Genomic DNA, 11,589 nt, shown 5'->3' with positions numbered 1-11,589 from the left:
CTAGTCCCCCCGCAGGAGCAGCGCGACCTGTTCGCTCATGATGCCGCCGTTGCCGGTCACGAACGCGGTGTGGCAGTCGGCCACCTGCGCGTCGCCGGCGCGGCCCATGATCTGGCGTGCGCCATCGGCCACGTGGTGCATGCCGCCGGCCATGCCGGCCTGGCCGAAGGACAGTTGGCCGCCTGCGGTGTTGATTGGGAAGTCACCGCGAAAGGTCAGGTCGTGCTCGGTAATCCAGGACATGCCCTTGCCTTTCGCGCAGAATCCGGCGTCCTCCAGGCTCATCAGCACCGTGACGGTGTAGCAGTCATAGATCGACGCGACGTCCACGTCGGACCGGTTCAGCCCGGCCATCGCGAAGGTCCGGTCGGCCGCGCGTGCGATCGGGGTGGACAGCAGGTCCTCGGCATAGGTCGGGGTCTTGAAGGCGATGTGCTCGCCGAAACCCTTGACCCACACCGGTCGGTGGCGGCCGCGGCGCGCGATGTCGGCGTTGGCTATCAGCACGCCCACTCCCCCGTGCACGCGCATCACGGTTTCCAGCATGTGGATCGGGTCGGCGATCATCGGGCTTTCCAGCACGTCGTTCACCGTGATCGGGGTGTCGTGAAACACCGCGCCCGGGTGCGAACACGCGTTGGTGCGCTGGTCGACGGCGATCTTGGCGACCGCGGCCGGGTCGTAACCGAATTCCGCCGCGTAACGCTGGGCGATCTGTGCGTAAGGCGCGTTCTGGCCCACGTTGCCGTAGGGTATCTCGAATTCGGCTTGCGGCGAGCCGTAGTTGTTCGACGACGCCCCATACCAATTCGGGTCGGGCGTGGGTCGCCGCTCGGATTGTGGCAATGACGCCGATCCGGGGACGACGGCGAGCGCCGCTTCGCAGATGCCGAGTTCGACGGCCGCCGCGGCCCGCCAGATCATTCCGGCGGCGGTGGCCCCGCCGAGATCCACGCGCTCACCGAAATCCAGGGCCAATCCCAGGTATTCGCACAGGGTGGCCGGCGCGAACATGGCCGACTCGGCGATGCCGTGGGTCAGCAGGCCGTTGACACAACCGGGATCGACCCCGGCGTCCGCGATCGCCATCTTCGCCAGCACCGCGTACTGGTCGAGGGTGAACAGCGGCGGGCGGGTGGGGCGCCGTTCGGCGGGCAACTCCGCGATCCCGACGATGGCCGCCTCGCCGCGCAGCCCGGTCACGGCTGGGCTCCCCGCACCGGCAGCTCGACCGTCGCCATGCCCGGCATCAGTATCGTGTCGTCGCGGCGCCCCGCGATGACGAGATCGACCAGCCCGGCTCCCGTGTCGCTCAGCCGTTTACCGGTGACCTCACCACCGAAGCGCAGCGACTCGCCCGGATAGGCGACGGCCCGATTCTGCACCGAGAAAGACACCAGTCGCCCGCGCCCGCCGATCCAGTCACCCAGGGCGCGGGCCAGCAGCGCCGCCTGGAGCGGACCGTGCACCAGGACGTTGTCGTAGCCTTCGGTGCCGCGGGCCCACTCTTTGTCGTAGTGAATGCGGTGGCCGTTGTAGGTGGCCGCGCTGAAGAAGAACATCTGGGTTTCGTCGACGGTGACGGTCAGTGTGGGAATGTGCTCGCCCACCGCGACGTCGTCGTAGAACACCTGGGAATCGGTCATGGCGCGCTCCTAGGGACGGGCGATCATCGATGTCGACGCTTCGGCGACCAGGTCGCGATGCTGGTTGCGATACATCGTGTGCCAGGTGACGAGAACGAATCTCCCTGAGCGGCCCTGCTTTTCGGCGATCGACTCGATGGTGCGGACCATCTCGATCTCGTCGCGGTGATAGGCCGGCAGGTGAAACGTGAAGCTCTCGCCGCCGGCCATCCGCTTGGGGGCTCGGGGGAAGGCCAGGCTGCCGGAGACCGCGCCGGACGATCCGTCGGGGCGCAACGACTTCAGCGGCGAGACGCCCAGGATCGCGTACTGCAGGTACAAGGGAGGGCAGACGATGTCGCGATATCCGTTGGCCCTGGCGTAATCCGGGTCGAAATACAGGGGGTTGTGGTCACCCACCGCCGCGGCCCAGCGTTGCCAATCGCGCCGGTTCACCTCACCGGTCGCCGACGCGGCGACCGTGCCCACGCGCGATGCGGATTCCGCATCGATCAAACTGTCCTCGCTCAACGGCGCTCCCCTTCGTCGGCCTCGTCGTGCATGCTCTGCTCAAGCCAGGAGGCGGCGACGTCGGCTCCGCCGCCGAATGTCGAGCCGAGCCGTGCGCGCTCGCTCCACAGGTGCAGGTCGGTCTCGGTGACATAGCCCATGCCGCCGTGTAATTGGTGGGCGTCCAGCGTGATCAGCCGCGCGGCGGCGGCCGCGTGCATGCGCGCGACGGCCGTCTCCCTGGTCGCGACGCGGCCGCGCCCCAGCCAGAACACCGCCGCGTGGGCGGCCAATCGTGCCGCCGCGAGCGCGATGTGCATGTTGGCGACCAGATGCTGGGCGGCTTGGAAGGACGCGATGGGCCTACCGAATTGATGCCGCAGCTTGGTGTAGTCGACGGTGCGCTCCAGCACCGCCTGGCCGACGCCGACCAGGTCGAGCGATCCGAGCGCCACGGCGGTGTTGGCCAGCCGGCGCAGCGCCGGTGCGGCGACCCCGTCGAGCGCTGCGTCGGCGGTGACGTCGTCGAAGCGCACCGTGAATGCCCGGAACCCACCGGCCATGTCGAGCGGTTCCACGCTGACACCGCGGACGTCGACGACGAAGAGCAGGGTGCGCCCGGCCGCCGCGGCCGACACCACGATGAATTCGGCGACGTCGGCATCGAGGACATAGTCCGCGGTTCCGTTGAGCCGCCACAGTTTTCCGGCGGGGTCGGCGTGCAGCCCAGGGGCGACGACGGCGGCGTCGCGGGCGTTCCACAGTGCGGTGGTGGCCCGGACGCTCCCGGACGCGAGCGCAGGCAGCCAGCGGGCCTTGGCGTCCGGGGAGCCGAGCTGGTCGATGGCCAGCGCGGCATGCACGCTGCTGTGCACCGTCGTCGGGCACAGCGCGCGGCCGGCCTCGGTGTAGAAGACCGCGAGGTCGTCGAGCGCGCCACCGGCGCCGCCGTACTCCTCGGTGATGGCCAGGCCGAAGACGCCCGCCTCGGCCAGCGCCTTCCACAGCGCCGGCGTGCCGCGGTCCGCGCCGGGTTCGGCGAGGGCGCGCACCAGGGCGATCGGGTTCTCGGCGGCCAGCAGCGCGCGCAACGCCGAGGCGAACTCGCGCTGTTCGGCGGTGGGGATCGTCTTCATCGGCGGTGTGCGGGCTCTCGGAGTCAGCGTCCGTAGGAGGGCATCGCGTGCCCGCGCTGGGCGATGATGTCGCGCAGCACCTCGTTGGCGCCCCCGCCGAAGCGCATCAGCGGGGCGGCCCGGTAAAGCCGCTCGAACTTGCCTGCCAGCGGGGCCTGGTCGCTGCGGTGCGCCAATAGGCCGTCGGGGCCGAGGATGTCGAGTGCCAGGCCGGCGATGCGCTGGCGCAGCTCGCTGGTGAACACCTTCTCGACGCTGACCTCGACGCTGGGGATGACGCCGCTGTCGAGGATGGACGCCGCCTCGTAGCCCATCAGGACGGCCACCGCGACGTCGGCCTCGGCCTGCACCAGCCGGCGACGAAGCGACGGGTCGTCCGCGGGCACCGACCCGTCGCGCCGCGGCCGTCGCGCCAGCTCGTGCAGTTCCTCGACGGCGCGGCGCAGGTCTCCGGCGTTGGTCAGCGCACCGCGTTCGAGATCGAGCGCACCGGTGATGTAGGTCCAGCCGCGGTTGACCTCGCCGACCAGGTTGGTGAGCGGGACCTGCACGTCACGGAAGTGCACCTCGTTGGTCCGATAGCCCGACCACGCGTACAGCGGGCGGATGTCGACGCCCGGGCTGTCGATCGGGACGATGATGACCGAAATGCCCCGGTGCCGGGCAGCGCTGGGATCGGTACGGACACAGAGCCATTCGTGCGTCGCGCGCTGGGCGCCGCTGTTCCAGATCTTGGTGCCGTTGATCACCCATTCCTGACCGTCGAGCGTGGCGCTGGTCCGCAGGCCGGCCAGGTCGGTTCCCGCCTCCGGCTCGGAATAGCCGACCGCGCAGATCATTTCGCCCCGGGCGATCGGGGGCAGCCATTCGGTTTTGTTGCGCTCGGTGCCGTGCCGCATGATCATCGGCGCCACCGAGGTCACCGTCAGGTCGGGGCCGGGCACGCCCCAATATTCGAATTCGCTCATCAGCAGATGCAGGTGAATGGCGCCGAGCCCCAGTCCGCCATATTCGCGCGGCCAGTTCAGCCCGAACCAGCCCTTGGCCCCGATCTTGCGGCGAAACCGGTCGACCTCGCCGGCGCGAAATTCCAGGTCGTGCTCGGCGAGTTCGGCGCGCAATTCCGGGGTGACGTTCTGCTGCAGAAATTCACGAACCTCGGTGAGCCAGGCGCGCTGCCCAGCGTCGAGCTCGAAATCCATTCCGGCGCCTGTGCCTTTCTGCCGGCCTTACACCAAGCAGCGCCAGCGTAACGCCACGACGAGGTTGCGCCCGGGAATTTCGGTATTGCGGCACGCGCGAGCGCCGACATCGCCGGCGCTCCGACTGTAAAGACGCTGTCAAACTCCCGTTAATTCGCGTCGATGCCCTCGCGGTTATGCGGACGGGCTGCGAGGATTTTCAGATCAGCTGGTCGACGCGGACCAGGCATTCTGCCCCTCCTAAGGGAGAAGTCATGCCCACTGTTGAGATGCGCCTCCGCGAAGATTTACGCAACTACGCCGTCGAACTGCGGCAACTGGCTTACACGCTGCCGCTGGGCGTGGGCGAGCACGATCTGCTGCAGCTGTCCGACCGCATGCGCGCCGCGGCCGAGCAGCTGGTCCGCAAGGGCGCCTGACAACCGAGTGCTCAGCCGCCTTTGAGGCGGATCTTCCAGCGCACGAAGCCCAGGTAGACGGCGCTGATGACGAACAGCATGCCGACGTCGAACCACCACGTCGCCGGGGTGTGCCGCCAGTGCGAATCCTTCGGCGTGAGCGGGCCGGGCACCAGCTTGGTCAGATCGGCGGTGGAGGCCGACGCCGCGAACCCCCACCGCGCCGGCGTCGCCCACGACATCTGATCCAGCCCCATGCGCGCGGTGACCGGGATCATCCCGCCGGAGAACACCAGCTGCGACATGACCGCCACCACCAACAGCGGCATGATCTGCTCGTTGGACTTGGCGACGGCCGACAGCGCCAGCCCAAGCATGGCCGACGCGACGCACGTCAGCGCGACGTCGGCGAACAGCTCCAGGCCCGGCTTGCCAAGCGCCACCGCACCCTGGGTCGGGCCGCCCTTACCGAGCACCGCGATGATGCTGACGATCGCCGACTGGACGATCGCGAAGACCGTGTACACGCAGACCTTGGCCAGCAGGTACGCCGACGTGGACAACCCGACCGCCTGTTCGCGCAGGAAGATGGCGCGTTCACCGATGAGGTCGCGGATGGTCAGGGCGGTGCCCATGAACACCGCGCCGACGTTCAGCAGCACCAGGATCTGCCCCGGCTCGTTGGGCGCGGCACCCATCGGGTTCGGAATGCCGAAGCCGACATCGCCGGGCACCGACATCGACAGCGAACCCATGATGAACGGCAGCAGCGCGAGGAACACGAAGTAGCCGCGGTCGGAGACGATCAGTCGCATCTGGCGCCGGGCGATCGTGGAGAATTGCCGGAACAGGCTGGTATGCGAAGGATCGCCCAGTTCGGCGGGTCTCTCGGCGGGTGGCGGGGCCGGTGGCGGGCCGGTGCGGGCCAGGTAGCGCTCGCGGGACCCGTCCGGGTCGTTGGCGACGGTGCTGAAGATGTCGGCCCAGTTGGTGGTGCCCATGGCCGAACCGATCTGGCTGGGCGGCCCGCAGAACGCCGTCATGCCGCCCGGCGCCAGCAGCAGTACCTGGTCGCAGACGTCCAGGTAGGTCAGCGAGTGGGTGACCACCAGCACCACCCGGCCGGCGTCCGCCAGCTGCCGCAACATGGTCATCACCTGCCGGTCCAGCGCCGGGTCCAGGCCGGAGGTCGGCTCGTCGAGGATCAGCAGCGACGGCCCGGTGAGCAGCTCAAGCGCCACCGACGCGCGCTTGCGCTGACCGCCGGACAGCTTGTCGACCCGGGTGTGCAGGTGCCGGGTCATCTCGAGTTCTTCGAGCACCCGGGCCACCACCTGGGCGCGGTCGTCCTTCGTGGTGTCCGGCGGCAGCCGCAGTTCCGCGGCGTACATCAGCGCCTGCTGCACGGTCAGCTGCCCGTGCACGACGTCGTCCTGGGGCACCATGCCGATCCTGCTGCGCAGCGAGGCGTATTCGGCGTGCACGTTGTGGCCCTCGAACGACACGGTTCCCGTCGTGGGGTGGGTGTAGCCGGCGACCAACCGGGCGAAGGTCGACTTGCCGGCGCCGGAGGGCCCGATGATCGCGGTCAGCGTGCCGGGCAGCGCGGTCAGCGAGATGTTGTCCAGCAGCGTTTTGTTGTTCTCGATCGTCCAGGTCACCCCGCGCACGTCGAGCCCGCCGCTGCGCGTGGCGGTCGCGGTCTGGTCGCGGCGGGCCAGGTTGCCGCCGTGGAAGACCAGGTCGATGTTGCCGATCGTGACGACGTCGCCGTCGTGCAGCACGGCCGAATCGACCCGGGCGCCGTTGACGAAGGTGCCGTTGATGCTGCGGTTGTCGTGGATCTCGGTGCCGGTGGGCGTCGGGACCAGGGTGGCGTGGTGGCGCGATGCCAGCACCTCGGGGATGACGATGTCGTTGTCGTTGGCGCGGCCGATCTTGATCGCGCCGGGCACGTCCAGCCCGGTCTTGCCCGGCCGCAGGATCTTCATCATCGACGTCGCGATGACGGACGAGTCGCCGCCGACGCGGCCCGTCTGGGGCGCCGCCGGCTCGGCGGTCGTCGGCGGTGCCGCCTGCATCGACGGTGACCGATAGATCTGCGGGGCCGGCTGGGAGCCGCTGGGTAGACCACTGGTCGGGTGCTGGGGCTGCGGCCCGGACGGATAGCCCGGCGTGGGTCCGCCGGCCGGCCGGCTCGGCTGCGCGGCGGTGGGCGGATGGACGGGATGCCGGAAGGAGACCGACGCCGGCTGCTGGGGCTGGCCGGGCCACTGCATGCCGAACGACTGGCTCTGCGGTGCCCGCGCCAGCGGTTCGCTGGGGTTGCTGACGATCGGTATCGACGTCGTCAGCGGGGGCCGACCGGCCGAGCCCTGGTGGCGGCCGACCTCGAAGGTGAGCGCCGGGCCGTCGGGATTGCCCATGTTGATCCGCAGGCCATCCTGGATGTCGGCGACCGGGACGCGGCGATTGTGCACATACAGGCCGTTCATGCTGCCGTTGTCTACGGCTATCCATCGGCCCTGGTCATACCGCACGATCAGGTGGTTGCGGGAGATCAGCGGGTGGGCGACTCGCATGTCGGCACGCAGGTCACGCCCGATCACTACGTCGTTGCCCGGCGCGAAGGTGCGCTCGGCTCCCTCGTAACGCACGGTCAGCGCAGGCGGGGCTGGTGGGGTCATCAGGACCAACTGTAACGGCAGCGGCGCAACTTATGCGCTGGGTTCTTCGCCGGGCAGGTCTCGCGCCACCGCCGGCGACAGCGGGCGGGGCAAAACGACGTGGAGTTGCCGAAGCAGCTGGACAGCGAATCAGGTTGCGGCGCGGTTAGTTTCGTCGCCTTCAACCGGCCACCGCGGCATTGCGCAGGCTGCGTACACTCGGCACCTTGGCGCGAACAGCGGTGACGTCTTTGACGAAGTCCCCAAGGTATTTGATGGCGCGCCTACCCTCGGGCAAAACGTCTGCGGCCAAAGGGAAGTCGTGAATCTGTCCGTCCCACAGATGCAGATCGCAGTGGATCCCGCTGGCTTCCAAGCGCTTCGCCATCAGTTCGGCATCGGCCAGCAGCAACTCGTCCGAGCTGGCGTGAATGGTGACCGGCGGCAACGAGGACAGATCAGCGTCCACCGGGGACGCGACCGTGCTGTCGCCCTGGCCCTCCACGACCTGCGCGTTGCTGAGGAATTGGGCGAACCGCGAGTATGCCAGGCGGGTGAACATCGAACACTTGCGGGCGTTGCGGTGCTTGAGCTTTCGCACCGGATCCGCGTCGGTGAACGGCGAGACGGCCGCAACCCCGGCCGGGTCCATGATGCCGTCCTGGATGGCCAGGAGTGTGGTCATGAACGCCAGATATCCGCCGGCGGAGTCGCCGGCCACGACAACGCGGTCGCCGTCGTAGCCGTGATCGCGTAGCCAGCGCAGGCCACTGATCCCGTCGTCGATGGCGTCGGTGATCTGGTGTGCGGGCAATTTCCGGTATGCGACGGCGAGGATGGCGGCATCGGCCGCCTTCGACAAGCGGGTCACCATGGAGCGGTGCGTGTTGAGGCCACAGGTGAGAAATGCGCCGCCGTGCAAATACAGGATTGCCCGCTCCCCCGATACGCCGGGCGCGCGGACCAATTCAGCGGCACAGTTGTCCAACCGCACCGATTGGATTTTCGCCCCGGATCCGACACGCGGCAACAATCCCGCCACGCCGTCGACGTATTCGAGTGGCCAATGCAAATTCGGCGTCAAGGCCCACGCCCGGACGGCGTTCTTCACGATCAGGCGGCTGGCGACTCCCACCGCAACAGACTGCGGGCTATGGCGATGATGGACGCGTCGCGTCGTCGCCACGCTCGGCAAGATATGCGTCGGTTCGGCTGTACTCACCATTGGGCTTCAACCTCCTAAGTGGAGGGCGAATACCCCGCCGCCGCAGAGGGCTAACTGGAAATTAACGCATGAGAAATGTCGCGTACATCACGTTTGCTGGCCGCGGAGATGGGTATCACTCGGATATCTCTTTTGCGGTTGTCGTGCGGGCGTAATCAGGCTCCACCGGCTGTTGCTCAACCCCCTGAATGCCCGATGATATGAGCGGTGACACACGCTACGCATCCTGATGCGCTACTGACCGGCCGGGTGGCGGTCGTTACCGGCGGCGCTGGAGGAATCGGCGCCGCCACCGCGCGGCTGTTCGCCGAACACGGCGCGGACGTGATCATCGCCGATATCGACGCCGACCTCGCCGACGCGACGGTTGCCTCGATCACCGCAGCAGGCGGGTCGGCACTGGCGATCCCCACCGACGTCCGCGACCCCGACCAGGTCTCCCGCCTGGCCGCCACGGTCCTCGACCGGTTTGGCCGGGTCGACGTGCTGGTCAACAACGTGGGCCACTGGCTGCAGCACCCCGGAAGCTTCGCCGGCACCGACCCGCAGCTATGGGACCAGCTCTACCGGATCAACCTGCACCACGTGTTCCTGGTGACCCACGCGTTCCTGCCGGCCATGGTCGAGCGGCACGCCGGTGCGATCGTGAACGTCTCGTCGGTCGAGGGGCTGCGCGGATATCCGGAGGATCCGGTGTACGCCGCCTTCAAAGCCGCCGTCAACGCGTTCACCCGCAGCCTCGCGGTCCAGGCGGGCAACGACGGGGTGCGGGTGAACGCGATCGCGCCCGACGTCACCGAATCGCTGCAAGTGCCCTATTCGCAATGGCTTTCGGCCGAGGAACAGGCGCAGTGGCCGCGGTGGGTTCCGGTCGGGCGGATGGGCCTACCCGAGGATCAGGCCCGGGTCATCCTGTTCCTGGCCTCAGACCTCTCGGGGTTCGTCACCGGCCACGTAATCCCGACCGACGGCGGCACCGGCGCGGCGGGCGGATGGTTCCGCTCGACGCGCCGGCCCGATCGCCAGTGGACCAATCGGCCCATCGCCCCCTGATCACGTGTAACCCAGCGCCGCGTTCTCCGCGCGGATGCGCACGGAGAGCACCATCGCATTGGCCACGCTGAACACGATCGCGGTGAGCCACGCGGAGTGCACCAGCGGCAGCGCGGCCACCTCGGCCGCCACGGCGGTGTAGTTGGGGTGGCGCAGCCAGCGATACGGCCCGCCCTGAACCAACGGCGCGTCCGGGATCACGATCAGCCTCGGGTTCCAATGTTTGCCGAGCACGCTGGCGCAGCGCCAGCGGACGACCGTGCTGAGCGCCACCACGGCCAGCATCGGCCAGCCCAGCCACCCGATGAACGGCCGCCCCAGGCTCCAGGTCTCGACGATGCACGAAACCAGCAGCAGGGCGTGCATGCTGACCATCGCCGGGTAGTGATCGCGCCCGAATTCCTTGCCCCCGTGCGCCATCGACCATCTGGCGTTTCGCTGGGCGACCGCCAACTCGACGAGGCGTTCGGCCCCGACGGCGAGAATGAACAGGTAGTAGTACATGGCGTCGTCCCCCGTCACCACTGCAGCAATAGCAGCTCGAAGCTGAAACCGGGCCCCATCGCGAGCATCACCCCGAAGTCGCCGCCTCCCGGCGGCGCCGCGATCGTGCGGCGCAGCACGTCCAGCACGGACACCGAGGACACGTTTCCGTTCTCCCGCATGGAGTCTCGGCTGTGCGCCAGGGCTTCGGCGGGCAACCCGATCGCATTCTCGATCGACTCGAGGACTTTTGGACCGCCGGGATGACACACCCAGGCCGCGATGTCGGCGATAGCCAGCCCGTGATCGGCCAGGAACGCGTCGACCTCGGCGCGCAGGTAGTCGTCGGCCATCTTGGGGACGTCACGCGACATGACAAGCTGAAATCCGCTCGAGCCGACGTTCCAGCCCATCACGCCGACTGTTTCCGGGATGACGCGGCTGCGGGTCGCCAGCACGCGTGGTCCTGTTTTGCTGTCGGCCAACGGGATTCGTTCTGCACCGGTGGCAACGACCGCGGCGGCGCCGTCACCGAACAGGGACACACCGATGAGCGCGGGAACCGAGGTGTCGTCGCGCTGCATTGTGAGCGAGCAGAGTTCGACCGACAGCAGCACGGCGACGTGCTCGGGGTAGCCGTGCAGGTAGTCGTGGACGCGCGCCATTCCGGCCGCGCCGGCCACGCAGCCGAGCCCGAACAGCGGCACCCGTTTGACGTCGGGGCGCAACCCGATTCGGGTCATCAGTCGCGCGTCGATGGTGGGCACGGCGATTCCGGTGCTGGAGACCATCACGATGGTGTCGACCTCGTGCGGTGCCACGCCGGCGGCCGCCAGCGCCGAATTGATCGCCCGCTCACCCAGATCGACGGCCACCTCGAGATACGCGTTGTTCGCTTCCGTGAAGCCGCTCAGTCTCGGGTAACGCGACAGCGGTAGCGCGAGGCTGCGCTGGTCGACGCCGGCGGTCTGCGCGAAGCGCAGAAATCCCGGATCGGTGAACTCGGTGAGTTCTCGCGCAACCTCATCCTGGTTGTATCGGTGCGACGTGAAGGCCACCGCGGTGCCGGCGATCCGTGGAGCACCGCATCCTCGGTCCGCAGCCCGATGGGGGGAACTGGAATATGTAGTTGCAGTCATGCCCCTGCCGACGACGGCCGCCCCCTAAATGGTTCACCGGAGCAGCGCCGAAGTGAGTTGAACCACAACGGCACAGCGATCGTTAATCAGCAGACAGGCCACCGGGGCGGGACATGTTGGGCACGACCTGTTCGACGCGAAGGCTTAGCGGG

General features: G+C 68.3%; 11 protein-coding genes. 2 read left to right on the top strand and 9 right to left on the bottom strand.

From position 1 onward, the window contains the following. From ACZYVJ_RS01410 to ACZYVJ_RS01390, 5 genes are read right to left on the bottom strand one after another with little or no spacing between them, the layout of a single operon-like run. Positions 1-1,203, bottom strand: a complete 1,203-nt coding sequence (locus ACZYVJ_RS01410; protein ID WP_463829363.1) for a thiolase family protein — start codon at positions 1,201-1,203, stop codon at positions 1-3. Continuing rightward, entirely contained in the window at positions 1,200-1,646 is a 447-nt protein-coding gene (locus ACZYVJ_RS01405) for a MaoC/PaaZ C-terminal domain-containing protein (RefSeq protein WP_463829362.1), read from the bottom strand. The genes ACZYVJ_RS01410 and ACZYVJ_RS01405 overlap by 4 nt, the downstream gene beginning before the upstream one ends. Positions 1,647-1,655: 9 nt before the next feature. Further along, the gene (locus ACZYVJ_RS01400) at positions 1,656-2,156 is read right to left on the bottom strand and encodes a MaoC family dehydratase (protein ID WP_463829360.1); all 501 of its coding nucleotides are present in this window, start codon (positions 2,154-2,156) and stop codon (positions 1,656-1,658) included. Next, a complete protein-coding gene (locus ACZYVJ_RS01395) occupies positions 2,153-3,271 on the bottom strand; it encodes an acyl-CoA dehydrogenase family protein (RefSeq protein ID WP_463829359.1) in 1,119 nt (372 codons plus the stop codon). Before ACZYVJ_RS01395 ends, ACZYVJ_RS01400 begins: the two co-directional genes overlap by 4 nt. Before the next feature lie 23 nt (positions 3,272-3,294). Continuing rightward, positions 3,295-4,473: an acyl-CoA dehydrogenase family protein gene (locus ACZYVJ_RS01390; protein ID WP_463829358.1), complete on the bottom strand. Its 1,179-nt coding sequence runs from the start codon at positions 4,471-4,473 to the stop codon at positions 3,295-3,297. A gap of 254 nt (positions 4,474-4,727) precedes the next feature. Here ACZYVJ_RS01390 and ACZYVJ_RS01385 point away from each other — a divergent pair, with 254 nt between their 5' ends. Further along, on the top strand, positions 4,728-4,892 hold the full coding sequence (locus ACZYVJ_RS01385) for a hypothetical protein (RefSeq protein WP_167540309.1): 165 nt from the start codon (positions 4,728-4,730) through the stop codon (positions 4,890-4,892). 11 nt (positions 4,893-4,903) lie between these two features. Here the strand turns inward: ACZYVJ_RS01385 and ACZYVJ_RS01380 are convergent, their stop codons facing one another. Together ACZYVJ_RS01380 and ACZYVJ_RS01375 are read right to left on the bottom strand one after the other, a co-directional pair. Beyond that, positions 4,904-7,558, bottom strand: a complete 2,655-nt coding sequence (locus tag ACZYVJ_RS01380; protein WP_463829357.1) for an FHA domain-containing protein — start codon at positions 7,556-7,558, stop codon at positions 4,904-4,906. Positions 7,559-7,718: 160 nt separating this feature from the next. Continuing rightward, on the bottom strand, positions 7,719-8,762 hold the full coding sequence (locus tag ACZYVJ_RS01375; RefSeq protein ID WP_463829356.1) for an alpha/beta hydrolase: 1,044 nt from the start codon (positions 8,760-8,762) through the stop codon (positions 7,719-7,721). A gap of 207 nt (positions 8,763-8,969) precedes the next feature. Between ACZYVJ_RS01375 and ACZYVJ_RS01370 the strand changes: the two genes are divergently transcribed. Beyond that, entirely contained in the window at positions 8,970-9,815 is an 846-nt protein-coding gene (locus ACZYVJ_RS01370; RefSeq protein ID WP_463829355.1) for an SDR family NAD(P)-dependent oxidoreductase, read from the top strand. Here the strand turns inward: ACZYVJ_RS01370 and ACZYVJ_RS01365 are convergent, their stop codons facing one another. After that, positions 9,816-10,319, bottom strand: coding sequence for an isoprenylcysteine carboxyl methyltransferase family protein (locus tag ACZYVJ_RS01365; RefSeq protein WP_463832787.1), 504 nt, complete (start codon positions 10,317-10,319; stop codon positions 9,816-9,818). A gap of 14 nt (positions 10,320-10,333) precedes the next feature. Next, complete coding sequence (locus ACZYVJ_RS01360; RefSeq protein WP_463829354.1) at positions 10,334-11,437, bottom strand: type III polyketide synthase; 1,104 nt, start codon at positions 11,435-11,437, stop codon at positions 10,334-10,336. Positions 11,438-11,589: the final 152 nt, after the last annotated feature.

The organism is Mycobacterium sp. IDUB_3, from assembly GCF_055419585.1.
This window is presented reverse-complemented; position numbering and strand designations above follow the sequence as displayed.